Origin of the sequence: Streptomyces sp. NPDC002588, assembly GCF_040295925.1 — a bacterium.
Classification (GTDB): Bacteria; Actinomycetota; Actinomycetes; order Streptomycetales; family Streptomycetaceae; genus Streptomyces.
The window spans coordinates 44,153-69,157 of sequence record NZ_JBEOWF010000026.1; the positions used below are offsets into that span (position 1 = coordinate 44,153).

A 25,005-nucleotide genomic window follows, 5' to 3' on the forward strand; every position below is an offset into this window, starting at 1 on the left:
CGACATGGACACGGTCAGTCGTCCGACACGAGCGCGGTCAGTCGTCCGACGTGGGCGCCGTGGACGACGACGTCCTGGCCGCCGTCGTCTTCTTCGCGGCCGTCGTGGTCTTCTTCGCGGCGGTCGTCTTGGCGGCGGCCGTCTTCTTCGCCGGGGCCGCCTTCTTGGCCGTCGCCTTCTTCGCGGGGGCCTTCTTCGCGGGCGCCTTCTTCGCCGTCTTCTTGGCGGGGCTCTTCGCCCGCTTCTCGGCGAGCAGCTCGTAGCCGCGCTCCGGGGTGATCTCCTCGACGCTGTCGCCGGAGCGCAGGGTCGCGTTGGTCTCCCCGTCGGTGACGTACGCCCCGAAGCGGCCGTCCTTGACGACGACCGGCTTCCCGCTGACCGGGTCCTGGCCGAGCTCCTTCAGCGGCGGCTTGGCGGCCGCGCGGCCACGCTGCTTGGGCTGGGCGTAGATCTGCAGCGCCTCTTCGAGGGTGATCGTGAAGAGCTGGTCCTCGGACTGCAGCGAGCGCGAGTCGGTGCCCTTCTTCAGGTACGGCCCGTAGCGGCCGTTCTGCGCGGTGATCTCCTGGCCCTCGGCGTCGGCGCCGACGACCCGCGGCAGGGACATCAGTTTGAGGGCGTCGTCGAGCGTCACCGTGTCCAGCGACATCGACTTGAACAGCGAGGCCGTACGCGGCTTGACGGCGTTCTTGCCGGTCTTCGGGGTGCCCTCGGGGAGCACCTCGGTGACGTACGGGCCGTAGCGGCCGGCCTTGGCGACGATCTGGTGGCCGCTGACCGGGTCGGCGCCCAGCTCGAAGTCGCCGCTCGGCTTGGCGAGCAGTTCCTCGGCGAGGTCGACGGACAGCTCGTCGGGCGCGAGGTCCTCGGGGATGTCCGCGCGCTGGTGGCCTTCCGTGTCCTTCTCGCCGCGCTCGATGTACGGGCCGTAGCGGCCGACCCGCAGCACGATGCCGCTGCCCACGGGGAACGACGACACCTCGCGCGCGTCGATCGCGCCCAGGTCGGTCACCAGCTCCTTGAGGCCGCCGAGGTGGTCCCCGTCGCCGTTCCCGGCGTCGGCGGCGCCGCCCTCTCCGGTTCCCTCGCCGAAGTAGAACCGCTTGAGCCACGGCACGGCCTGCGCCTCGCCGCGGGCGATGCGGTCGAGGTCGTCCTCCATCTTGGCGGTGAAGTCGTAGTCGACGAGCCGCCCGAAGTGCTTCTCCAGGAGGTTGACGACGGCGAAGGACAGGAAGGACGGGACGAGCGCCGTGCCCTTCTTGAACACATAGCCGCGGTCGAGGATGGTGCCGATGATCGACGCGTACGTCGACGGGCGCCCGATCTCGCGCTCTTCGAGCTCCTTGACCAGGCTGGCCTCGGTGTAGCGGGCCGGGGGCTTGGTGGCGTGCCCGTCGACCGTGATCTCCTGGGCGCCGAGCGGGTCGCCCTCGGCGACCTGGGGCAGGCGGCGCTCGCGGTCGTCCAGCTCGGCGTTCGGGTCGTCGGCGCCTTCGACGTATGCCTTGAGGAAGCCGTGGAAGGTGATCGTCTTGCCGGAGGCGCTGAACTCGACGTCCCGGCCGTCGGCGGCGGTGCCGCCGATCTTCACCGTGACGCTGTTGCCGGTCGCGTCCTTCATCTGGGAGGCGACGGTCCGCTTCCAGATCAGCTCGTACAGCTTGAACTGGTCGCCGGTCAGACCGGTCTCGGCCGGAGTGCGGAAACGATCACCCGAGGGGCGGATCGCCTCGTGCGCCTCCTGGGCGTTCTTGACCTTCCCGGCGTACGTGCGCGGCTGGGCCGGCAGGTAGTCGGCGCCGTACAGCTGCGTGACCTGGGCGCGGGCCGCGGAGACCGCGGTGTCGCTCAGGGTCGTGGAGTCCGTACGCATGTACGTGATGTAGCCGTTCTCGTACAGCTTCTGCGCGACCTGCATGGTGGCCTTCGCGCCGAAGCCGAGCTTGCGGCTGGCCTCCTGCTGCAGCGTCGTCGTACGGAACGGGGCGTACGGCGAGCGGCGGTACGGCTTGGACTCGACGGACCGGACGGAGAAGCGGGTGTTCTCCAGGGCGGCGGCCAGCGCGCGGGCGTTCGCCTCGTCGAGGTGGAGGATGTTCTCGCTCTTGAGCTGTCCCAGGGAGTCGAAGTCGCGGCCCTGCGCGACCCGGCTGCCGTCGACGGACTGGAGGCGGGCGACCAGCGACGACGGGTCCGAGGGATCCCCCGCGCGGCCGGTCGCGAAGGTGCCCGTCAGGTCCCAGTACTCGGCGGAACGAAACGCGATGCGCTCGCGTTCCCGCTGGACGACGAGTCGCGTCGCGACCGACTGCACACGGCCGGCCGACAGCCGCGGCATGACCTTCTTCCACAGGACCGGCGAGACCTCGTAGCCGTAGAGGCGGTCGAGGATGCGGCGGGTCTCCTGGGCGTCGACGAGCTTCTGGTTGAGCTGGCGCGGGTTGGCGACGGCGGCCCGGATCGCGTCCTTGGTGATCTCGTGGAAGACCATCCGCTTGACGGGGATCTTCGGCTTCAGGACCTCCTGGAGGTGCCAGGCGATCGCCTCGCCCTCCCGGTCCTCATCGGTGGCGAGGAAGAGCTCGTCGGACTCCTTGAGCAGGTCCTTGAGCTTCTTGACCTGCGCCCGCTTGTCGGCGTTGACCACATAGATCGGCGCGAAGTCGTGCTCGACGTCCACGCCGAGGCGGCGGACCTCGCCGGTGTAGGTCTCCGGCACCTCCGCGGCGCCGTTCGGAAGGTCGCGGATGTGCCCGACGCTGGCCTCGACGATATAGCCGGGGCCGAGGTAACCCTTGATCGTCTTCGCCTTGGCAGGCGACTCGACGATGACGAGTCGGCGGCCGCCCTTCGCGGTCTCGCTGGTCGGGGACAACTTCGCTCTTCTCTCCGGTCGACGCTGGGGCCTCCCCAGGCCTTGCTCCCGGGGTCGGGTCATGGTGACGCTGCGGAGTGTGACGGTACATCCCGCCCCCGTGTCAAACGGGAAAAGCCCGCAACGGCCACTCGAACGGTAACCCGACTACCGCCATTCCTGCCGCCCGGAGTGCCGACCGGTCCTTTTCCGCCTGACCGGAAGGGAGCCTCTCCTTTGGCACGGCGCCCCTGCTTACGCGTATCGAACAGGGGTCCCGGCAACATCCTGGAAGGCGGACCCGGAGACGGTGAGAACGTGATCCGGAGGCCGCCCAGAGGTTGTGCGCAGGCAGTCGGAAGGCGTTCCGGAGGGGGCCCGAGGGCCGGCCGGCAAGAATCCGGCGGGGATCCGGAGTCGATCCGGAGGGGGTTCGGAGGAGATTCGGACGGGGGTCAGATGTGGGTGAGGCACCACGTTCCGACGGCCAGCGCGACGACCGCGGCAAGCGAGGCGAGGGTCGCCGATGCGACAGGACTCACACCTTGGGCGACGGGTTCGCGGTGCCGCACACGGACCGCGGTCCACACCAGCAGCACGCCTCCGAACAGTGCGAACACCATTCCCGCGAAGATCGCCGGCCCTCGCTCCATGATCGCCCCGCCCCTTTTCTCCCGACCGCGCGTGCGTCGCCCCAGCGAGGCTGACACGCGCGGGCGGCGGCCGGGCGAACCCGAGGTGAACGGCCGGTCTACGGAAGGGGAGCGGCGGACCGCCGGGCAGGGTGGCCGCCGGGCGCTCCTCCCCCGGCCACGACCCCGTCACGGCCCTCCCTGAACGCGCCGGGCCGACCGGCCGACCGGACTGCGACGCGTCTCACACGGCCGGGGAGGCCGATCACTCGATTCGTGCGCGGTTTGGCGCAATCCGTGAGGAGCGGCTTGCGGCCCTCCTCCAGGTCCTCGAAGATCCAGCGGTCGCCGACGCTCATCTGTCCGATCCACGGGTCGACACCTGCCGACCTCGACCCGAGCGGCGAGGGCGATCCGCCCACGACGGCCGCACCGGCCCCGTAGCCCGCTGTCGGCGCACGGGGGCGCCCGCGACGAAGAACGGCCCGGGGTCGCCGACAGGCCGGGCCAAGCCCACGCCCGCATCCGGGAACCCGCGGCCGCCCCCGCCGCCCCACCCCGGCGGCGTCCCGCCTGGCGCCGTCCGCAGCACCTGCCCGAGCCTCCGGGCCACTGCCTCCGGTGAAGCTCTGCGCGTCTCAGCCGAAGGAGGCCGGGCGCGGCGAGCCGAGCGGGATCACTGCGCCGGTTCCAGGAAGCCCTGCTCCACCAACAGCCGGATCTGGGCGGGCGTGCGGTCGCGCAGCAGCACCGGGTCCTCGCCGACCAGTTGGGCGATGGCGTCCAGGATGCGGCCCGCGCTCAGCGTGCCGTCGCAGACGCCCGCGAAGCCCGCCCCGACCGTGTCCACCTTGGTCGCGCGGCGCATCCCCCGGTGCTGGCGCAGCACGACGTGCTCGGGGTCCTCGGCGCCGGGCATGCCGACCTGCTCCTGGACGATCTCGCGGGCCAGCCTGAAGTGCCCGCCGAGCAGGGCCGCGTCGTCGTGCGCCCGCAGGTAGTCGAGCCGCTCGAAGTGGGCGCGGACGGTGTCGCCGAGCGGTTGTTCGACCGGGTGCGGCCACTCCTCCACGGTGACGACGGGTTCGGCGGCCGTCGTCCTGCGCAGGGTGATCCAGCCGAAGCCGACGGCCTTCACCTTGCGCGCCTCGAACTCGTCCAGCCACGCGTCGTATCGCGCCTGGTACTCGGTCTGGTCGCCCCGGTGGTCGCCGGCGTCCCTCAGCCACAGCTCGGCGTACTGCGTGACGTCCTGCACCTCGCGCTGCACGATCCACGCGTCGCAGCCGCGCGGCACCCACGACCTGAGCCTGTCCTGCCAGTCCTCGCCCTCCACGTGCTGCCAGTTGGCCAGGAACTGTGCGAACCCGCCCTCGTTCAGGCGCTCGCCCGCTCCCTGGACGAGTGAGCGGCAGAGATCGTCCCCGCCCATTCCGCCGTCCCGGTACGTCAGCCGGGCGCCGGGCGAGATCACGAACGGCGGGTTGGAGACGATGAGGTCGTACGTCTCGTCGCCCCGGAGCGGGTCGAAGAGGGAGCCCTCGCGCAGACTTGCGGCGGGGGCGCCGGAGAGGACGAGGGTGAGCGCGGTGATGTGCAGCGCGCGCGGGTTGAGGTCGGTCGCCGTCACACGCGTGGCGTGCCGGGCGGCGTGCAGCGCCTGGATGCCGGAGCCGGTGCCGAGGTCGAGGGCCGCGGAGACGGGCGTGCGGACGGTGATCCCGGCGAGGGTGGTGGAGGCGCCGCCGACCCCGAGGACGACCCTCTCGTCGCGGCTGCCGATGCCGCCGGCCCCGCCGACCGCACAGCCGAGGTCGGACACGATGAACCAGTCCTCGCCGTCTGGCCCGCCGTACGGCCGTACGTCCACGGTCGCGGTCACCTCGTCGGTGCCGGCCCGCGCCAGCCAACCGCTCTCCACGCACGCGTGTACGGGAAGAAAATCCTCCACGCGCGCGTACGGCACGGGCTGCTGGAGCAGGAAGAGGCGGACGAGGGTCTCCAGCGGAGTGTCCCCGCGGGTCGCCCGGAGCGCGGGCACGGTCTCGCCGCGCGCCAGAGCCGCGTAGGCGGGGGCACCGAGCAGGTCGAGCAGGCCGTCGGCGGTGAAGGCGGCCGCGAGCAGGGCCTCGCGCAGCCGGGCGGCCACGTCGGGGCGGTCGGCGGAGGGCAGGACGGACAGGGGGGACAGGCTGGCGTCACTCACGCCCTCCATTGTCCCCGCTCACCCTCCCCGCGGGTGCTCGGGACTCAGCTCCTCGTCGCGCGGGCCGACGCGGAGGCCGCGACCTTCTTGCAGCTGTCCTGCTTGGCCATGGCGTCCTTGACGTCGCCCTGCTCGAGGTTCTTCAGCGCGGTGTTGCCGGTCTTGCTGAGCGTGCCGAGCTGGGTGGCGATGTCCGCGAGGCCGTCGGCGAACTTCCCCTGGTCCTTCGTGTCGAGCGCGTCGACCTGCTTCTTCAGGTCCGCGTAGGAGGTGGAGAGCGTGTTGAGCGCCGTGACGGCGTCCTTCTGCTTCTTCGCGCCGCCGTCGACGCCCGGCGGTGTGCCGGCCTTCTGGACGGCCTGTGCGAGCACCGCGTAGGCGTCGGACATGTCCTGGAAGGCCTGCGAGTCGGTCTTCTGGACGTTCTCCGGGGCGTTGTTGTCCGTGGCGGCCTGCTTGATGGCGGCGTTGGCCGCGTCGACCTTCGCGTCCTGCGCGGGCAGCGAGTCGCAGACCTGCTTGGCCCAGGCGTCGAGTTCCTTGTTGCCGTCGTCGCTGCCACCGCATCCGGACAGCGCCAGTACCAGTACCGCACCGCCGGACAGTGCGGCCGCGAGCTTCTTGTTCACCGGTTTGGTCCCTTCCATGGCTCTCGGCCCCGGAACATACACGCCCACGGGGCGCCAACCCCAGAACGAATGTCCACTCGATGTGCGTTTGAAGCCTTTTGCACCAAGAGAGAGAAGGCTCACGGCCCGGGCACACGGACAGCACAGCGGGCGGGGGACGCGTCAACACACGTCTCCCGCCCGCCCTTTGAGCTGGGCCCCGTCGGCAGGCCTACGAAACCACCGCGGGATCGACCGACTTGGACGACGAGTCGGCGTTGTCCTCGTCACCCATGGCGATGCCGCGCCGCTTGGAGACGTACACCGCGCCGACGATCACCAGGAGCGCGAGGAGCGCGATCGCGATCCTCACCCCGATGCTCTTGTCCTCGCCGTAACTGAACTTGATCACCGCGGGCGCGATCAACAGCGCGACCAGGTTCATGACCTTCAGCAGCGGGTTGATCGCAGGCCCCGCGGTGTCCTTGAAGGGGTCACCGACCGTGTCACCGATCACCGTGGCCGCGTGCGCCTCACTGCCCTTGCCGCCGTGGTGGCCGTCCTCGACGAGCTTCTTGGCGTTGTCCCACGCCCCGCCGGAGTTGGCGAGGAACACGGCCATCAGGGTGCCCGCACCGATCGCGCCCGCCAGGAACGAGCCGAGGGCGCCGACCCCCAGGGTAAACCCGACGAAGATGGGCGCCAGCACGGCGAGCAGCCCCGGGGTCGCCAGCTCCCGCAGGGCGTCCCGGGTGCAGATGTCGACGACCTTGCCGTATTCCGGCTGCTCGGTGTAGTCCATGATCCCGGGGTGCTCGCGGAACTGCCGCCGCACCTCGAACACCACGGACCCCGCCGACCGCGACACCGCGTTGATCGCCAGCCCCGAGAAGAGGAAGACGACGGCCGCGCCCGCGATCAGGCCGACGAGGTTGTTCGGCTGCGAGATGTCCATCATCAGGTTCATCGGCGCGCCCGGCCCGGAGAGCTTCTCGCCGACGTCCTGCGCGCCGGTCGTGATCGCGTCCCGGTACGACCCGAAGAGCGCCGACGCCGCGAGGACGGCGGTGGCGATGGCGATGCCCTTGGTGATCGCCTTGGTGGTGTTGCCGACCGCGTCGAGGTTGGTGAGCACCTGCGCGCCCGCGCCCTCGACGTCGCCGGACATCTCGGCGATGCCCTGCGCGTTGTCGGAGACCGGCCCGAAGGTGTCCATCGCGACGATCACGCCGACGGTGGTGAGCAGGCCGGTGCCGGCCAGCGCCACCGCGAACAGTGCCAGCATGATCGACGTTCCGCCGAGCAGGAACGCCCCGTAGACGCCCAGGCCGATGAGCAGGGCGGTGTAGACGGCCGATTCGAGGCCGACGGAGATACCGGCCAGGACGACCGTCGCCGGGCCCGTCAGGGACGACTTGCCGATGTCCCGGACCGGACGGCGGGTGGTCTCGGTGAAGTAGCCGGTCAGCTGCTGGATGACGGCGGCCAGGAGGATGCCGATGGCCACCGCGACCAGCGCGAGGACGCGTGGGTCGCCGCTCTTGCCCTGGATCGCCGCGTCGGTGACTCCGTCGAGGTCGGCGTAGGTGCCCGGCAGGTAGACGTAGACGGCCACGGCCACCAGTACCAGCGAGATCACCGCGGAGATGAAGAAGCCCCTGTTGATCGCGGACATGCCGCTGCGGTCGGTGTGACGGGGGGCGACGGCGAAGATGCCGACCATCGCCGTGAGCACGCCGATCGCCGGCACCAGCAGCGGGAACGCGAGGCCCGCGTCGCCGAAGGCCACCTTGCCGAGGATCAGCGCGGCGACCAGCGTCACGGCGTACGACTCGAAGAGGTCGGCGGCCATGCCCGCGCAGTCGCCGACGTTGTCGCCCACGTTGTCGGCAATGGTCGCGGCATTGCGCGGATCGTCCTCCGGAATGCCCTGCTCGACCTTGCCGACCAGGTCGGCGCCGACGTCGGCGGCCTTGGTGAAGATGCCGCCGCCGACCCTCATGAACATCGCGATCAACGCCGCGCCGAGTCCGAAGCCCTCCAGCACCTTCGGCGCGTCGGCCGCGTACACCAGCACCACACAGGAGGCTCCGAGCAGTCCGAGGCCCACCGTGAACATGCCGACCACGCCGCCGGTGCGAAATGCGATCTTCATTGCCTTGTGCGAGACGGCGGTGAGATCTTTCTGCGGTTCACCGGCCGCCGGAGTGGCTTCCCTGGCCGCCGCGGCCACACGCACATTACTGCGCACGGCGAGCCACATGCCGATATAACCGGTGGCCGCCGAGAACGCGGCGCCGATCAGGAAGAACACCGACCGCCCGATGCGCTGATTCCAGTCGTCCGCGGGCAGCGTCATCAGCAGGAAGAACACGACGACGGCGAATACGCCGAGCGTGCGCAGCTGCCGTGCCAGATAGGCGTTCGCCCCTTCCTGGACCGCCGCGGCGATCTTCTTCATGCTGTCTGTGCCCTCGCCGGCCGCCAGAACCTGGCGCAACAGGACGCCGGCGACGACGAGCGCAGCCAGTGCGACGACGCCGATGACCACCACGAGGAGACGGTTGTCGTCGGTCAGCACTGCGGCTGCGAGGGTTGTGGAGTGGTCCAACCGATGAGGGGTAGAAAGCCCCGTCATTCGTCCTCCTTGACGCTTGGCTGAGCTCAAGATGGTGGACGGATTGTAGATACCGGAACCTGATCAAAACAGTGCGCGGCAAACGGAATTCGCCGAAGAGCAAAGTCACCAATGATCGTGAATTCATTCACGATATTCGGTGTGAATCTTGAAACCACTGTAAGCGCCGGTGAAGAGGTCCGCACATGCCGAAGGGCCCTACGAGGTAGGGCCCTTCGGGGTAATGATCGCGAGGCTCGGCTCAGCTCAGCGTCGCCGCCACCGGAGTCCTCGGCCAGGTCATCCGGATCAGTCCGCCGTGCTCCCCGGCGGTGACCTCCACGTCGTCGACGAGGCCGCTGATGACCGCGAGGCCCATCTCGTCCTCCTCGGCCTCCACGTCGTCCGCGCCGGAACCGGAGGCCCGGTCTCCGGGGGCGGTGCGTGGCGCCTCGTCGCCGACCTCGATGGAGAACTGCTTCTCCTCCTCGATCAGCGCGACCTTCACCGGAGCGGTGATACCGCCGTTCTGATGCAGACCGACAGCGCGGGTGCAGGCCTCGCCGACGGCGAGCCGCACCTCGTCGAGGACGGCCTCGTCCACTCCGGCCCTGCGCGCCACCGCTGCCGCCACCAGTCGGGCGGTCCTGACGTGCTCGGGCAGCGCGCTGAAGCGGAGTTCAACGGTGGCCATGCGTCCCCCTCGGAACTACGGGCGTGCTGTCGAGGGGCCGGGCCGCCGAAGCCCGGTCCCCCGGTGTTCAACTGGGCCGTCCGGGTCACCGGACCCGGACGGGTGGGTCAGTCGGTGGCCTGCACCGCTTCCTCGACCGAGGTGTGGATGGGGAACACCTTGGTGAGGCCGGTGATACGGAAGATCTTCAGAATGCGCTCCTGGTTGCAGACCAGGCGCAGCGAGCCCTCATGGGCACGCACCCGCTTCAGGCCTCCGACCAGCACGCCGAGCCCGGTGGAGTCGAGGAAGTCCACGCCCTCCATGTCCACGACGAGGTGGAAATTCCCGTCGTTCACCAGCTCGACCAGCTGCTCGCGCAGCTTGGGCGCGGTATATACGTCGATTTCGCCACCGACCTTGACGATCGTGCGATCGCCGACGGTTTCGGTCGACAGGGACAGGTCCACGGATCCTCCAGCACCTTGCTATCGAGCGGTCGCCCCTCGGGACACCTCGGCAGAGCCCCCTGGACGGTTCGCCAGCCGCGATGGCATTCAATCACTTACCGGCAGGCGTGTACGACGCCTTGGCTCCATTGTCCGTCACGCCGGTGACACACTCGGTGCCGATGGCCAAGAATCTCCGATCCGATCGATCCTCGGCACAGCCCGCTCCGCGCCTGTCGCCGAGCGCGCTCCTGGACCGGCTCGCCCCGGGCCCGAGCCGGGCGTCGCGCATCACTCATACGGAGCACTTGCCCCCGCGCGCGGGTCGCCATGCCGTCTGGCCTCACCGGATTCGCCCGGAAGTCGTCGCGGCGGTGCAGGCGTGCGGCATCGAGCACCCCTGGGCCCACCAGGCACTCGCCGCCGAGCACGCCCTCGACGGCGACTCGGTGGTCGTCGCCACGGGTACGGCGTCCGGCAAGTCCCTGGCGTACCTCGTCCCGGTCCTCTCCACCCTTCTGGACGGCTCCGAGGCCCCGAACGGCCGAGGCGCCACCACTCTCTACCTGGCCCCCACGAAGGCCCTCGCTGCCGACCAGTGCCGGTCCGTGAAGGAACTTTCACAACCGCTGGGAAACGCCGTGCGCCCGGCCGTGTACGACGGCGACACGCCGTTCGAGGAGCGCGAGTGGATCCGCCAGTACGCGAACTACGTCCTGACCAACCCGGACATGCTGCACCGCGGGATCCTCCCGTCCCACCCCCGCTGGTCCTCCTTCCTCAAGTCGCTGAAGTACGTCGTCATCGACGAGTGCCACACCTACCGCGGCGTGTTCGGCTCCCACGTCGCCCAGGTGCTGCGCCGTCTGCGCCGCCTGTGCGCCCGCTACGGCGCCTCCCCGGTCTTCCTGCTGGCCTCCGCGACGGCCGCCGAGCCCGCCGAGGCCGCCGGCCGCCTCACCGGCCTCCCGGTGGTCGAGGTCGCCGACGACGCGTCACCCCGCGGTGAACTGGTGTTCGCCCTTTGGGAGCCCCCGCTCACCGAGCTGCAGGGCGAGAAGGGCGCCCCCGTCCGCCGTACCGCCACCGCCGAGACCGCCGACCTGCTCACCGACCTCGCCGTGCAGGGCGTGCGCACGGTCGCCTTCATCCGCTCCCGGCGCGGCGCCGAGCTGATCTCGGTGATCGCCCAGGAGCGGCTGGCGGAGGTCGACCGCTCCCTCGCCCGGCGTGTCGCGGCGTACCGGGGCGGCTACCTGCCCGAGGAACGCCGCGCCCTCGAACAGGCCCTCCACTCCGGCGAACTCATCGGCCTCGCCGCCACGACCGCTCTGGAGCTCGGCATCGACGTCTCCGGTCTGGACGCCGTCCTGATCGCCGGTTACCCGGGCACCCGCGCCTCCCTGTGGCAACAGGCCGGCCGCGCCGGACGGGCCGGGCAGGGGGCGCTGGCGATCCTGGTCGCCCGCGACGACCCGCTGGACACCTTCCTCGTCCACCACCCGGAGGCGCTGTTCGACCGCCCGGTGGAGTCGACGGTCCTCGACCCCGACAACCCCTATGTCCTCGCCCCGCACCTGTGCGCGGCGGCCGCGGAACTCCCGCTGACGGAGGAGGACCTCGCGCTCTTCGGTCCCGAGACCGAAGCCCTGCTCCCCCAGCTGGAGGCCGCCAAGCTGCTGCGCCGCCGGACGAAGGCCTGGCACTGGACCCGCCGGGAGCGGGCCGCCGACCTCACCGACATCCGCGGCGAGGGCGGCCGGCCGGTGCAGATCGTCGAGGAGGGCACGGGCCGGCTGCTCGGCACCGTCGACGCCGGCTCCGCCCACACCACCGTCCACGAGGGCGCCGTACACCTCCACCAGGGCCGCACGTATCTCGTCCGCTCCCTGGACCTGGAGGACTCGGTCGCCCTCGTCGAGGAGGCGGTCCCGCCGTATTCGACGGTCGCCCGCGACACCACGTCCATCTCCGTCCTGGAGACCGACGTCGAGATCCCCTGGGGCGCGGGGCGCCTGTGCTACGGCTCGGTCGAAGTCACCAACCAGGTGGTCTCCTTCCTGCGTCGTCGTCTGATCACCGGTGAGGTACTGGGCGAGTCGAAGCTCGACCTCCCTCCTCGTACGCTGCGCACCCGCGCGGTGTGGTGGACGGTCACCGAGGACCAGCTGGACGCGGCCCGCGTCAACCCCGAGATCCTCGGCGGTGCCCTGCACGCCGCCGAACACGCCTCCATCGGCCTGCTGCCCCTCTTCGCGACCTGCGACCGCTGGGACATCGGCGGTGTGTCGGTCCCCCTGCACCCCGACACCCTGCTCCCGACGGTCTTCGTCTACGACGGCCATCCCGGCGGCGCGGGATTCGCGGAGCGCGCCTTCCACACGGCCCGCGCCTGGCTGACCGCCACCCGCGAGGCGATCGCCTCCTGCGAGTGCGACGCCGGCTGCCCGTCCTGCATCCAGTCCCCCAAGTGCGGCAACGGCAATGATCCGCTGCACAAGCGGGGCGCGGTACGACTGCTCACGGAGCTGCTTCGGGGGGCCCCGGAGGAGGCACCGGAGAGGCCTCAGGCGGCGACACCGGCCCCGGAGGGCCCGCCCGTGCCCTGACCTCGACGGTGAAGGGTCCTTGGCCGGACGCCGCCGTCACGTCCGAGATCTCTCCCTCGATCGCGCATTGCACCAGCCGCGCGCCCTGCTCCCGAGCCACCCGTCCCGCTCGGGCGCAGGCCTCCTCCTCGCCGTCCGGCCAGTGGTCCGCCGCCGCGAGCGCCGCGAGATCCGCACCCCCGGCAGCCCGGTGCCGGGCCACGACGGCCTGTCCCAGGGCGAGCACGACGCCGAACACCACACAGATCACGGCGATCGCGGCGAGGCTCCAAACGGTGGCGGACCCCCGGTCACCGCTCGGGGCACTGCTCCGGTCACGAGATCGGTCACTGCTCCGGTCACGGCATCGGTCGCAGCCACAGCCCCGCTGCCGCGCCCGGACGACACCACCCCTCACGGCCCACCTCCCCCGCCCCTCGACGTCTCCACGGCCCTCTCAGCCACCCTCACGGCCTCCTCCCGGCCACGCTCGCGCCCTGTGTGTCCACCGTGTCCGCCGCCACCGCGTCCTCCGCCGCCACCGCGTCCTCCGCCGCCGCCACGGCCTCCTCCCGTACCTCGAAGGGCAGCCCCCGCAGAACCGGTGGCCTCGCCACGACGACCACGCGGACCTGGTCGCCCTCTCTGCTCACCGTGACCCGGGCCCCGCGCGGGGCCGCCGCCCGGGCCAGTGCGACGACCGTGCCGACCGGATCCTGCCGGGCCGCCGCCCGGGCGCCGGTCCTGGCCGCGTCCACGCACTGGATCTGAGCGGCCACCACGAGCAGCCCCCACACCAGCGCCATGGCGAACGCCACCAGCACCGGCAGCACCACGGCCGACTCCGCCGTCACGAACCCCCGGTCACAGCCGAACCTGGGCCGCCGCTCACATCCCGGCACTGAGCGCCCGTTTCACGATGTCCTGCAACTGCGCGGTGACGGCGTCGCTCGTGACCACCTCGTAGAGGAGCACGGCGAACCCCACGGCCGCTTGGGTTATCTAGGGTTGTCAAGTGTCCTAGCAGGTCGTGCGACTGATCTGATGTAAGGCACGTTAGGGACGTTATCCGGCGCACGGCTACAGGAGAGGTGAGCCGATGGTGGCGCCTGGCCTCAGCCGGACTGGAAGTACCGGGAAAGATCATGCCGAAGATCTAAATGGGTCGAGCCTGTGGACAGAAACCGCCAGCGTGCGGCCGCCAGGAAGGGTCATGCCTCCCACCTCCTTCCCGGGCTCCTGCGTCATCTCAGCAGGCCCGGGGCCTGGCAGCAACACACCCTGCGGGACTGACAACACCCCTCCTGCAGAGGAGAGTCCGCAGGTCGCAAGGGGTAGTTCAGTCCAAGGTGTCGACGCTAGGGTCGTCGGCAGCGTGAAGATCGCTTTGGGGAGGCAGGCGGACGGACGCGTACAGCGTGTCGAGCGAAATTCCCAGCTCGGTAGCCAGAGCGGCGACGGTGAAGAACTCTGGTGTGGACGTACGTCCCTTTTCGATACTGCGCACGGTCTCGACGGAGATCCCCGCACCGCGGGCGACAGCCTCGGCCGAGCGCCCGGAGTTCCGCCGGGCCTGCGTCAGGCGGGAGGCCAGCATCTGCCCGCGCCGCCGTGCGTCGGGATCAAGCCTCCTCCGCGACATGGGTGTAACTATACCTGTATCATTACCCCATGACGGTGAACGCGGCGGCCCCTTCTCCCAGTTGGCCTGAGGACGCGCTGCGGCTGAACGCTGTCTGCCCCTACTACACGATGTTCCCCCTGGACTTCCCGCTCCAGCAGCTCGCCGCCCATCCCGAGGCCACCCGAGTGCTGGACCCGTTCTGCGGGCGGGGCACCACGCTGTATGCCGCGCGTCTGGCAGGGCTGCCGTCAGTGGGCATCGACATCAATCCGGTGGCCGCCGCCATCGCCCAGGCCAAGCTCATCCAAGTCACGCCCGGCGCGGTGGTCCGCCTCGCCCGGCAGATCCTCGACGGCGACTCTCGGGGCAAAGTGCCCGACGGTGATTTCTGGCAGTGGTGCTTCGAGCGGGAGACGCTGCGCGAGCTGGTGACACTGCGCGAGGTACTGCTGGAGATGACCACGCCGACGGCGGCCATGCTGCGGGCTGTCCTGCTGGGCATCCTGCACGGCCCCCGCAACAAGAACCTCCCCTCGTACCTGTCGAACCAGATGCCGCGCACCTACGCCTCCAAGCCCGCTTACGCGGTGAAGTATTGGTCCACACGCGGCGTGAAGCCGGTACGTGTCCCGACCCTGGAGGTCATCGAGCGGCGGGCCGCACGGCTGCTGGACGCGGCCCCGCTCGCCCACGGCGGGAAGGTCTACCTGGGCGACTCCGTCGAGACCCTCAACGGCCTGCGGCAGAAGTTCGATCTGGTCGTCACCTCGCCTCCGTACTACGGCATGCGCACCTACGTGGCCGACCAGTGGCTGCGTTCCTGGTTTCTCGGCGGCCCTGCAGAGGTCCCCTACGGCACCCACGGGCAGATCGCCCGCCAGCCAAACCAGGAGTCCTTCATCCAGGCGCTTGCCGAGGTATGGGCCGCCGCCGCCCGCCGCTGCAACCAGGGTGCCCGGCTCGCGATCCGCTTCGGAGCCCTTCCCTCGGCTCGCACCGACCCGGAGGCCATGCTGGTGGCCTCCGTGAAGGAGGCGAAGGCCGGATGGGTCGTCAGGGATGTCCGCCAGGCCGGCGTTCCGCCGAAGCGCACACGGCAGGCCGAGCAATTCGGCAAGGCCGGTTCCGCCGTCGACGAGATCGACCTGATCGCCGAATTGGTCGGACTGCCCCGCTGAGCAGGTAACCCGGTTACTTCCCACAACTTCATAACTGATTGTCAGTGCCCCGTGGCATGCTGTGTGGGCCAGATGAGTGAACCACTCACCTGTGACAGTCAGAGCGTGGTGTTGGGGAGAAGCGCATGTTCGACGCGGACCAGATCAAGCAGCTCAAGCAACTGATCGGCGAACAGGTCGAAGCTGGCCGCGCGGAGCTGGACAAGCTGGTCGAGCAGACCCACGCCATCCGCTCCGAGGTAAGGGTGATCAAGCCGCGGTCGGCGACGTCGGTCGCGCTGATGGCATCCGACGGTGGCAACAACAAGGTCGCCTTCAACCCCTTCTACCTCCAGGTCGTTCGCGTCGTGGACTCCAGCGGCAAAGAGCTGTGCATGGAGGTGGTCTCCCCGATCTCCGACATCGACGCCCTGGGCCGCCACCAGTTCCACGAGGACGGCAGCCCGCGCACCGCGCTGGGCCGGATGATGCACGGCCTGGGCGTCGACCGCCTCCAGGACCTCTCCCCCATGATGTCCGGCAAGTCCCCCAGCTGGGTGCAGGTCTTCCGCGACCTGTGCGAGTGGGCCACGCTGTACGACCTCATCTGCCACCGCGACTACGCGGTCGACACGCTGATCGTCCGAGACGGCCTGCTCCGCGCCAAAATTTTCAAGGGCGAACTGTTCGTGAAAATGGGCGAGTTGATGTACAACGCCATAGAGCGCATCCGGCGTCAGGACCGGCGCAAGGTGTGGCTGGTGGGACTGGCGAAAAACACCCAGGTCCTGGAGTACTACCGGCTGGCGATGTCGCTCTCGGGGGTGTTCAACAACGGCTCCCCCTGCTTCGCCAAGGTCCCCGCCGCGATGCTGGACGAGGTGTACCTCTGGGATGAATACACCCGGGACATCGAGGACGTCTCCACGGGCGAGAAGCCGAAGTTCAATATCGGATCGATGTACTTCGTGCGCTTCGGCCCGCACTCCGGCGACCCCATCTGGACCGTGGATGTCATGTCCCGCCAGGACAAGGAAGCCCAGGCGATCTTCGGCTACCTGCAGGCCGACGCGGTGGCCGGTTTCCCCATCCCGTTCTACCCGAACTGCATCCAGCAGGCCGACAGCTACTCCCGCGTCGCCGACCTGGACATGGACATCATCGAAGACCAGCTCGTCGACGCCGTCCGCGACCAAGTCGGCGAGGACAAGGCCCCGATCATCGACGCCCTGCGACTGGCCTCCGATGTGGCCGCCCGCCGCTACGAGTAACGCACCCTGGCCGTTCTGAATCCTGCGGAGTCACGAACCATCATGAGCCTGTTCGAGCGCGACAAAATCGTCGGAACCTTCCGCGGCTTCGCCGAAAGCGGCATGGAGTTCCACGCCGATCTCGTCCTGCCGCACCACGACGACTTCCAGACCATGGCCATGCACGGCCAGTTCGTCCTCGTCCAGCTCGAACACGAGCGGGAGGCGATCCTCGGACGGATCACCACCATCTCTTCCCAGGGGCGCCTCGTCTCTCCCATCGGCGAGGACTACGCCACCCGCGCCGTGCGCGACCATCGGCCTATCCCCGACGAACTACGCGAGCGCTACCTGAAGTACAAGGTCGACATCCGCATCCTCGGCGTGCTCCGCCAGGAAGGCGACAAGCACATCTTCGTCCCCAGCCACCGCCGCCTCCCGCATGTCGGGGCCCAGGTCGCGCTGTTGGGCGACGACCTGCTCGCCGAGGTCGTCAACGCCAACGACACCGACGGAGGCGCGGTCCCCATCGGCTACCTCGCCTTCGGCGAGTTCGTCTACGCGGGCAACGACAAGCGCGTCGGCGACACCTCCTGGATGCAGATCCAGCAGCCCACGATCATGCCGACCTTCCAGATCGACAAACTCGTCGCCCGCCGCAGCTTCGTCTTCGCCCGCGCGGGCTTCGGCAAGTCCAACCTGGTCAAGTTGCTCTTCTCCGCCCTGTACGAGGAACAGCCCACGGTCCCGCGGCGTAACGGCGAAGCGCCGGTCGGCACGATCATCTTCGACCCCGACGGCGAGTACTTCTGGCCCGATTTCAAGGGCCGCCCCGCTCTGTGTGACGTACCCCATCTGCGCGACAAGCTCGTTGTCTTCACCAACCGGAAGGGCCCTAGCCCCTTCTACCAGTCCTTCGTCGTCAACGGCGTCAAGATGAACATCAAGGAGCTGCAGTCCTCCCGCGTCCTGGGCATTGCCCTGCCGCCGGAGAAGCAGGACCAGCAGAACGTCGTCAAGCTCAAGTCCCTCAGCGGCCCCAAGTGGAGCCGCCTCGTCGACCTGATCCACCGCGACAAGTACGGCGCCGACCGCGACCAGGTCCGCGAAATCCTCAACCTCGATCCCGGTCAGGAGGCGGAGACCAACGCGGCCATCGGCAACATGACCCGCGTCGTCAACGCCCTGCACGACCCCGACAGCCAGCTACTCAGCGCACTGAAGGACTGCCTGTCCCAGGGCAAGCTGTGCGTCGTCGACATCTCCCAGATGCGCGGCTCCCAGGGCCTCCAACTTGCCGGCGTCATTCTCGGCGACATCTTCGAGCACAACCAGAACCAATTCACCGAGGCCGAGCCGAAGTCCATCCCCACCATCGCCGTCATCGAAGAAGCCCAGTCCGTCCTCGGCGGCTCCAGCCAGAGCGAGGACGGCCCCTTCGTCTCCTGGGTCAAGGAAGGCCGCAAGTACGACCTCGGAGCCCTGCTGATCACCCAGCAGCCCGGCAGCCTCCCGCAGGAACTCCTCAGCCAGGGTGACAACTTCTTCGTCTTCCACCTGCTGTCTCAAGGCGACCTGATCTCCCTGAAGAAGGCCAACGCCCACTTCTCCGAAGACCTCCTGGCCACCCTCCTCAACGAGCCTCTCGTCGGCAACGGGATCTACTGGTCCAGCGCACCCGGCACCGACCGCCACTCACGTCCCTACCCCGTGTCCGTACGCGTCCTCAGCTTCGAGGACTCCTACAACATGGCCGACCCCGACTACGCGCTCCCGGCCCCCGCCAGCTTCGCCGCCCAGGCCCGCGCCGCCGTCGAGGAACGCCGCTCCGAAGCACGAGCCGCTTCGGCCAGCCTGGCCGCCAGCCACCCCCAGAACGAAGGACCCACCCTCGACGATGGGGACGCGCTGGCGGCTGACGACACCGCCATTGCTATCGCTCACCTGAGGGACAAACCCGAGTTCCAGCGGAAGATCCAGACCCCTGAAGGGATCAAGTGGGGCCGGATCGGCTTTCTGCTCGCAGAGAAGGCGCCTGCTCACGCACAGCGCACCGACTCTGCGAAGGATTGGGGATTTGGCCTGGTCAAGGAGGCATTGGATCGTCTCTACCCCGGCAATTGGGAGTCCGTACCGCGGACGGAGCCCGGCAGCACCGAAACCCGCAAGTGGGTCGTTCTCAAGGAACACACTCCGAAGTCTGAGCCGCAAGCGGACACGAAGAAAGACGCCAAACTCTTCGACACCGTAGAGGTTGAAGAGGAGCCCCCCTTCTAAACTCGTGCCACCGCTGAGGAAGGAGTGGCATGACCGCCGGCAACAGCAGCACCCCGCTGACCCGGGCCGAGAGCGACCTCCTTCAGGCTCTCTCGGCCCGGTGGACGATGCACATCCTGCTGGCACTGCATACCGCCGACGGCTTGGGACGATTCGGCGAGATCCAGGAAGCCGTCTCCGGGATCTCCAACCGCGTGCTCTCCAGCCGTCTTGCGGATCTGGAGGAACGTGGGTTGGTATCCAGGAACGTGACCGCGACCCGGCCGGTCACCATCACCTACCGGCTCACCGACCTCGGCCAACGAGTCGCTACCGCTCTGACCCGCCTACGCGAGGTAGCGAAGCCCCCCTTCGACGCTTAGCCGCAGCCCTCGCCTCAACGTCTCTGGAGCGAAGGGTGCGGCTAACCTCGATCTTTCGTGAGGGTCCGTCAGCTTGCTGACGGGCCCTTTCGGCTCGTTCGGGGTGGAGATTCCTGCTGGTGTGCAGGCTCTCGCCTGGGCGAGCCCCCGGTGCACGTCCAGGGAATAGGCCCCGCTTACGGGGGTGTAGTGGCCCTGCAGGAGCCACTGGTCGGCCCGGTGCTTCTCCGTCAGCTCGACCACAAGGCTCACCAGCAGCGGCGTCAGCGAGGCCGACGCGATCGCCAGATGGAGGTCCAAGGTCGCGCGCAGGTAGCTCTCGAAGGCCGGTGCCGGAACTATGCGGAGCGGGGTTATCCACAGGGATCCGCAGGGTCGGCCGATGAGCCCTACCGTGTGGTTTTCACTGATCACGAGCACGGGGGTACACAGTGCCGTACCAGGTCGACCTGGCCGTTCGCGTGGAGGACGCACTGGATGAACTACCGCAGGAGGGGCGCCAAGAGGTGATGGAGACAATTGCATCGGCTCTCGTGCGGCCGGGCGACTGGCCGCAGCCCGGCGGCTGGCACGGGACGGTTGTCTTCGGACGGCGCTCGTGGGTGTGCTTCACCGCGTTCCTCGGTGGCATCGAGGTGATCGACGTCGGCTGGGCGGGCTGATGCCGGTCAGCCCCCGGCACGCATGGGGGTGCGCTCGGAAGCGGTGGAGGGGGGCGGGCCACGCTGTCCGCGGCCCGCTTGCGGCACCGGGCCACTGGTCGGGGCCTCGGGGCTTCACCCGCCTTCTGTCTGCTGCGTGGGGGCGTTCCAGGCGAGACCGCCGAGGTCGAGTCGGTGCCGGGCACGGGTGACGGCAACGTAGGCAAGGCGAGCGTCCGCGTCGCTCACCTGTTCTGCAACCTGGTCGGCCTTGCTTGCTCCGGGATCGGTGCTCTTCGGCTGGGGAAAATCGTTGCCGATCCTGACGGTCGGCCATTCGCGCCCCTTGGCCTTGTGGGCAGTGGAGACGGTTACGTCGGCATGGTTCTCGGCGGCGAGGTCGGACACGGCGGCGAGGATGGCATCGGGGCCGTGAGTGTCGACGAGGTCGACGAAGGGCTGCAGGTCGCGGCCGGCCGGATCGTAGGCGGAGTAGTCCTGCAGGTCGCCCCAAGTCGCAAACAGCACCAGCTCGGGGTGGTGGGTGCGGCGGCCTTCCTTCAGATCACGTGCGGCGAGTGCGAGTTGGGCGAGCTGCTGGCCTCCACGGGTGAGGGCAACGCGGTGTCCCTCGCGGAGCAGGCGCATGACCTCGGTCATCGCGCCGATGTTGGTCCGGCACAGCACGGCATCGGGGTGGTCGACGCTGGTGACCTCCGCAGGAATGGCAGTGGTTCCCGTCAGGCGGATGGGGGCGTCGGCGAGCGCGAGCCATCGGTTGGCCTCGTCGGCGATCTGCGGGCCGAACCGGAAGGAGCGGGTGAGGGTGAGCTGTTCGGCGTCGAAGCCGGTCATTACGTCGGTTGCGCCCCGCCAGCCGTAAATGGCCTGGGCCGAGTCACCGACCATGACGAGCTGGGCGTGGTCCCGTTGGGCGGTGAACACCTGTTCCAGCACCGGGTTGGTGTCCTGGGCCTCGTCAAGGAAGAGGAAGTCAGCCTCGACCTTCGGGCCGGTCAGCGCCCACATTTTGAGGTAGTGGTCGTGTTCGAAGCGGACGATGCCCATGTCGGGGCGTTGCAGGTCTGCCCAGGCCTTGTCGGCGAAGGGGAGTACGAGTTCGGCGAACTGCCGGTGGTCGGCGGGAGTGTCAAGGCCGCGCAGGCGCGGTACGTGGTGGCGGGCCAGTGCGCTGTCGGCGGAGTGGCAGAAGCGGGTGACGGTGCGCAGCACGTTGTGGGACAGGGTTCTCTGACTGATCTCGTGGTCGGCGATCCGTACGGATCGGAGGATGCCGAGGCCCTGACCGATCCTCCAGGCGGGCTGGCGGGGGCTGTTGAGACGGTTGCTGTAACGGTGGCCGAGCGCGGCGAAGGCGGTGGCGTGGGCGGTGCGGCACTGCACCGTGGACGGGAAGCGGGTCGCGGCGTCGCGCGCGATGTCCTTGTTGAAGGCCAGATAGCGGCCGCGGCGTTTGGTGTCGGCGGCGAGCAGGCACAGGGTGCTGGTCTTCCCGGTTCCGGCTCCGGCCTGCAATGCGAGGTGTCGGCCGGCGCGGAAGGCGTCCGCCGCGTGGACCTGTTCGTGGGTGGGGGTCTGCAACAAGGGCTCCGTGGGGTGGGAACGTTCAGGCCGAGGCGCAGCTGGTGCCTGCGGCTGTCGGGGAGGCGGCAGTGGGTTCAGCCAGACGGTTCCGCCTGGAGGAGGCCTGCTACGCAGGCCAGGATTTCTTCCGGGGTGTGGTCGGTGAGGAGGCGCTGCAGCTGCGAATCGAGGCGCTGACGCCGTTGGCGTTGCTCGCACGCGAGGCGGGCCGTGATCCGCTCGCCCAGGACGTCCCGGGGCCGTCGGTCGCGGGCTGCCGCCTCCCGGCGGATGCACGCATCGGCGCGGCGGCTGAGGACGACATTGAGCAGGACGCGGCCCTCTCGGTCGGGGTAGTGCGTGCTGAGCACATCGATCGGCAACACCGTGTCCAGGCGGCGGCGCAGCCGGTGCAGGGCCCTGCCTGGGCTCTTGCCGCTCTCCACCGTCATCAGCCGGGTGCGGTCAGCGCTCGTAGCGAACGTCGCGCGGTGGCGGGCCCGGTGAAGCTCCCGGACGGAGGCGGGCCTCGTCAGCAAGATCTCGATCGCGTACTGATGCGTCACGGCCGGGCCTGCCGCGGTGCGTGACCGCCGGACCGGCGCCCGCGCGAGGGCAGGCGGGTGCGGATGTGCTCGTGGTGGCGCAACGGGTCGAAGGGCTCCCAGTCCGCGACGGCAAGGTCACCAGCCGTGGTCGCGGCGGCATGCTGGTCACACCGCTGGGCGCGCCAGCGCAGCTGTTCCTCATACGGCAGCCCGGACAGGCTGTAGACGGCCATGACATCCGACGGCAGAGCCAACTGACCGTGGTGCGCGCTCACGGGCACCAGAGTCCACACACCGCGTAGGGCGCCGGGGCCGAGAACCTCGGCAGTGCAGCGGGTACGGCGCCGGGTCTGGGCAACGCACTGGATCTCGTCGACGGGGCGGGAGGCAAGGTAGCGGACATACAGCAACTGCACAACGGGCCGAGCTGGACGGCAGACGACCTCGTCCGGTGGCGGGTCGTCGGACGACGTGGCGGGCGGAGCGAGGACTCCTGCGTCGAGCAGACGGCGCGTGCGCAGGGCGAGAGACCGGCGCAGCCCGGAGAGCTCCGGCGCGGCCATCGGTGCCGGGTGGGCGGGGCACAGGAGGGTATGCGCCAGCCGGCACCAGTTGCTCCCGTCACCCGTGGGATGAGCGATACCGCAGCTGACGTGCCAGCGGCAGGGCTCCGGTACCCAGGCCACGGGCAGCTCGTGGGGATGAAGACCCACCCTGTGGTCATCGCCCCGCAGATACCACTCGACCGGATTTCCGCACGCGCGGCAGAAGGCGCTTTGGCCGCAGCGCAGCAGTCGACTGGCGCTGTCGGGGGCGATCCGCAGGGACCGCCGCGGGGTCGCGCTCGCACGGCTGTCGTCCCAGCGCCGCGCAAAAGGAGAAGAAGCGGAGTGCATACGGGCGAACCTGCCAGCCGACACGCCGCGCAGACAGCACCCGCCCTGCTGCGTCCCCCAGCCAGAGCAAAACAGGGAGACAACAGTGCGAATGACTGCTCGCGCATTCGATACGGCGTTGCCGGTTCGGGTGATTTCCCTGCCGGCGCCGGAGGCCCTGGATCAGCTGTCGGAGCTGTCGACAGCTCCGGGCAGGTCGTGCTCACGGCAGAGGGTGGCGAAGAGTTCGTCGAACGGAGTGTCCAGGGCGTGAGCAAGGGCGTGCCATGTCTTCAGGGTGCCGATGGTCCGGCCCTGCTCGATCTCGATCACAGTGCGCCTGGCCAGGCCGCTACGGGCGGCGAGCTCGTCGTAACTCCACTCGCGCTCAGCCCGCAAACGTCCCAGTTCCAGCCGGAGCGCGTCGAGGTCCGGATCGGGCGGCAAGATCGTCACCCGACCATCCGACGGTGCAGACACCTGCCCTGTCAGTGCAGACCTCTGCCCTATTTCTCCCTCGGTGGCCGCCCGTAGGAGGGCAGGAGTCTGCACTACGGTGTCGGCCGCCCCGCCGTACAGCGCGGGGGAGCTGGCGCCAGATCAGGAAGGGAGGGCGCAGGCCCATGAGGCTGCGCACCGTGTGTCCTCACGCGTCGCGGACCTGGACGGTGGAGTTGAGGCGTCAGACCGGTGAGCTGGTGCTCGTCTGCCAGCAGTGTCCTCAGGGGCGCCAAAGGGTCGCGGCGGAGTCCGCGCGCTCGGCAGCCCTGGCTCACCTGGCCCGGCATGCCCGGGGCGATCTTAGACCGCCTCACTTGCGGACCTGCGAGTGTCATGAACGGGGCTGCCGCTGGCACCGTCGTCACCGTGGGTGCGCCGGGCCCGTTCGGCTGCTCCTGGCCTGCGAACGCGGTGGCCGCATCTGGCGCCTTGCTGATGCCTGCGGTGCCTGTGCCGCGGCAACAGCCCAGGCCGCCATTGTGCCCGACACCGTGCTGGCCACACCGCGTCACCTGCCCTCGGCACGGCCGCGCCGCCCCCGGCGCTCCAGAGGGCCGGGAGATCGCGTCCGGGTGGCGGAGATCCTCAGCTACCTGGCCGTGGCTCTGCCGGCGGACATTTCCGCCGGGGCGAGGCTCCTGGCACTGCAGTGCGCGCTGCGCATGAACGCCTACATGCGGGTCGAGCTTCCTGCTGGCCTGCTGCGCGGCCTTCGCATCAGCGTGGTGGAGGCCTGTCACGAGCTGGCGCAGGCGGGCTGGCTGAGTGTCGTGGACGGCCCCGGACCGGCCGGGATCGCCGCGGAGATTCGTGACGTACTCACCCAGTCACCAGCCCGCCCTGATCGAAGGCGCGCTGCCGACTGGGCAATGCGCAGAGGATGCCCTGCACGGACGGGGGCGACAGAGCCCCAACTACGGCTGCTGGGCGTCTATCTCAGCGCACATGGTGAGCCATCCTCGGGAGAGGGGCTGATCGAGTCCGACCGGGTCGTCCGCGGCTGCGGTATCCGCGAGCAGGAATTCCAGGGAGCACTGAGCCGCCTGACGGCGAGCGGCTTTCTGAACGGGTGGAGGATCTGCCTGGAGTCGGAAGACCTGTACTGGACGCTCGCACCGGGTCAACGATGAGCGTTCCACTCGACTGTTCTGCGTGTGAGGCCATGCGCCGGTAACGGCTGCGGCAGATGGCCAAGGAGTAGGGCCCGCGCCGGGCCGGAGCGGCTGCATACAGCGGCCGACGAAGTCGTCGTACAAGCCGTCGGTGCCAGCCGCTTCACTCCCCGGTCGCCGCGACAGGGTCGGCACGCCACGGGATGCCGAGAAGGGTGTGAGGACCGGTCCACCGTCATGACCGACGCACAGCCGACCGCGCCCGCCAAGAGCACGGTCGGCCATGCGTCCGTGCCGGTCCGTACCGCTCTCCGCCAACGACAAGGCCGTCCCCGTGAATGCAGGCGCGTCCCGTTGTCGGTGCTGCCGTTTATCGTGTTACCCAGGTGAAGTAACGGCGCATACCGTGCACTTCAGGGGGACGAGGGCACAGAGCCCGAA

The 25,005-nt window shown here is 69.4% G+C and carries 22 protein-coding genes; 7 read left to right on the forward strand and 15 right to left on the reverse strand.

The features are described 5' to 3' along the window. Nucleotides 1–37 precede the first annotated feature (37 nt). From topA to bldG, 7 genes are all read right to left on the reverse strand, one after another. On the reverse strand, nt 38–2,881 hold the full coding sequence (gene topA / locus ABT057_RS27805; protein ID WP_352346337.1) for a type I DNA topoisomerase: 2,844 nt from the start codon (nt 2,879–2,881) through the stop codon (nt 38–40). Between the two features lie 434 nt (nt 2,882–3,315). Next, nucleotides 3,316–3,513, reverse strand: coding sequence for a hypothetical protein (locus ABT057_RS27810; protein ID WP_352346338.1), 198 nt, complete (start codon nt 3,511–3,513; stop codon nt 3,316–3,318). Nucleotides 3,514–4,168: 655 nt separating this feature from the next. Beyond that, complete coding sequence (locus ABT057_RS27815) at nt 4,169–5,707, reverse strand: DUF7059 domain-containing protein (protein ID WP_352346339.1); 1,539 nt, start codon at nt 5,705–5,707, stop codon at nt 4,169–4,171. A gap of 35 nt (nt 5,708–5,742) precedes the next feature. Next, on the reverse strand, nt 5,743–6,345 hold the full coding sequence (locus tag ABT057_RS27820; RefSeq protein ID WP_352346340.1) for a small secreted protein: 603 nt from the start codon (nt 6,343–6,345) through the stop codon (nt 5,743–5,745). A 193-nt stretch (nt 6,346–6,538) separates the two neighbouring features. Beyond that, nucleotides 6,539–8,944 carry a sodium-translocating pyrophosphatase gene (locus ABT057_RS27825; protein ID WP_352346341.1) on the reverse strand — a complete coding sequence of 802 codons (2,406 nt, stop codon included), beginning with the start codon at nt 8,942–8,944 and terminating at the stop codon, nt 6,539–6,541. Between the two features lie 241 nt (nt 8,945–9,185). Beyond that, entirely contained in the window at nt 9,186–9,617 is a 432-nt protein-coding gene (locus ABT057_RS27830) for an ATP-binding protein (protein WP_352346342.1), read from the reverse strand. Nucleotides 9,618–9,724: 107 nt separating this feature from the next. Beyond that, on the reverse strand, nt 9,725–10,066 hold the full coding sequence (bldG, locus tag ABT057_RS27835) for an anti-sigma factor antagonist BldG (protein ID WP_352346343.1): 342 nt from the start codon (nt 10,064–10,066) through the stop codon (nt 9,725–9,727). An 80-nt stretch (nt 10,067–10,146) separates the two neighbouring features. Between bldG and ABT057_RS27840 the strand changes: the two genes are divergently transcribed. Next, nucleotides 10,147–12,654 (forward strand): DEAD/DEAH box helicase, encoded by a 2,508-nt coding sequence (locus ABT057_RS27840; protein WP_352346344.1) that lies wholly within the window; start codon nt 10,147–10,149, stop codon nt 12,652–12,654. Here ABT057_RS27840 and ABT057_RS27845 read toward each other — a convergent pair. The 4 genes from ABT057_RS27845 to ABT057_RS27860 all read right to left on the reverse strand — a co-directional run bounded on the left by ABT057_RS27845 (nt 12,566) and on the right by ABT057_RS27860 (nt 14,275). Then, nucleotides 12,566–13,051 carry an Rv3654c family TadE-like protein gene (locus ABT057_RS27845; RefSeq protein ID WP_352346345.1) on the reverse strand — a complete coding sequence of 162 codons (486 nt, stop codon included), beginning with the start codon at nt 13,049–13,051 and terminating at the stop codon, nt 12,566–12,568. The two genes, ABT057_RS27840 and ABT057_RS27845, sit on opposite strands and share 89 nt — an antisense overlap. A 49-nt stretch (nt 13,052–13,100) precedes the next feature. After that, complete coding sequence (locus ABT057_RS27850; protein WP_352346346.1) at nt 13,101–13,535, reverse strand: TadE family type IV pilus minor pilin; 435 nt, start codon at nt 13,533–13,535, stop codon at nt 13,101–13,103. Beyond that, nucleotides 13,522–13,620 (reverse strand): DUF4244 domain-containing protein, encoded by a 99-nt coding sequence (locus ABT057_RS27855; RefSeq protein WP_352346347.1) that lies wholly within the window; start codon nt 13,618–13,620, stop codon nt 13,522–13,524. Before ABT057_RS27855 ends, ABT057_RS27850 begins: the two co-directional genes overlap by 14 nt. Before the next feature lie 352 nt (nt 13,621–13,972). Continuing rightward, complete coding sequence (locus ABT057_RS27860) at nt 13,973–14,275, reverse strand: helix-turn-helix domain-containing protein (protein ID WP_352346348.1); 303 nt, start codon at nt 14,273–14,275, stop codon at nt 13,973–13,975. 29 nt (nt 14,276–14,304) lie between these two features. Here ABT057_RS27860 and ABT057_RS27865 point away from each other — a divergent pair, with 29 nt between their 5' ends. The 5 genes from ABT057_RS27865 to ABT057_RS27885 all read left to right on the forward strand — a co-directional run bounded on the left by ABT057_RS27865 (nt 14,305) and on the right by ABT057_RS27885 (nt 19,965). After that, nucleotides 14,305–15,435, forward strand: coding sequence for a DNA methyltransferase (locus tag ABT057_RS27865; protein WP_352346349.1), 1,131 nt, complete (start codon nt 14,305–14,307; stop codon nt 15,433–15,435). Nucleotides 15,436–15,560: 125 nt separating this feature from the next. Beyond that, complete coding sequence (locus ABT057_RS27870; RefSeq protein WP_352346350.1) at nt 15,561–16,685, forward strand: hypothetical protein; 1,125 nt, start codon at nt 15,561–15,563, stop codon at nt 16,683–16,685. 42 nt (nt 16,686–16,727) lie between these two features. Then, nucleotides 16,728–18,941, forward strand: coding sequence for an ATP-binding protein (locus ABT057_RS27875; protein WP_352346351.1), 2,214 nt, complete (start codon nt 16,728–16,730; stop codon nt 18,939–18,941). Nucleotides 18,942–18,970: 29 nt separating this feature from the next. Further along, nucleotides 18,971–19,303: a winged helix-turn-helix transcriptional regulator gene (locus tag ABT057_RS27880; RefSeq protein ID WP_352346352.1), complete on the forward strand. Its 333-nt coding sequence runs from the start codon at nt 18,971–18,973 to the stop codon at nt 19,301–19,303. Nucleotides 19,304–19,809: 506 nt separating this feature from the next. Next, on the forward strand, nt 19,810–19,965 hold the full coding sequence (locus tag ABT057_RS27885) for a hypothetical protein (RefSeq protein WP_352346353.1): 156 nt from the start codon (nt 19,810–19,812) through the stop codon (nt 19,963–19,965). 114 nt (nt 19,966–20,079) lie between these two features. On the opposite strand, the gene ABT057_RS27890 is transcribed toward ABT057_RS27885, so the two are convergent. From ABT057_RS27890 to ABT057_RS27905, 4 genes are all read right to left on the reverse strand, one after another. After that, nucleotides 20,080–21,546: a UvrD-helicase domain-containing protein gene (locus ABT057_RS27890; RefSeq protein ID WP_352346354.1), complete on the reverse strand. Its 1,467-nt coding sequence runs from the start codon at nt 21,544–21,546 to the stop codon at nt 20,080–20,082. A gap of 77 nt (nt 21,547–21,623) precedes the next feature. Then, nucleotides 21,624–22,094 (reverse strand): hypothetical protein, encoded by a 471-nt coding sequence (locus ABT057_RS27895; protein ID WP_352346355.1) that lies wholly within the window; start codon nt 22,092–22,094, stop codon nt 21,624–21,626. Continuing rightward, nucleotides 22,091–22,972, reverse strand: coding sequence for a DUF6083 domain-containing protein (locus ABT057_RS27900; protein WP_352346356.1), 882 nt, complete (start codon nt 22,970–22,972; stop codon nt 22,091–22,093). The genes ABT057_RS27895 and ABT057_RS27900 overlap by 4 nt, the downstream gene beginning before the upstream one ends. Nucleotides 22,973–23,134: 162 nt before the next feature. Next, the gene (locus ABT057_RS27905; protein ID WP_352346357.1) at nt 23,135–23,407 is read right to left on the reverse strand and encodes a helix-turn-helix transcriptional regulator; all 273 of its coding nucleotides are present in this window, start codon (nt 23,405–23,407) and stop codon (nt 23,135–23,137) included. A gap of 617 nt (nt 23,408–24,024) precedes the next feature. Between ABT057_RS27905 and ABT057_RS27910 the strand changes: the two genes are divergently transcribed. Beyond that, nucleotides 24,025–24,582 carry a hypothetical protein gene (locus tag ABT057_RS27910; protein ID WP_352346358.1) on the forward strand — a complete coding sequence of 186 codons (558 nt, stop codon included), beginning with the start codon at nt 24,025–24,027 and terminating at the stop codon, nt 24,580–24,582. Nucleotides 24,583–25,005: the final 423 nt, after the last annotated feature.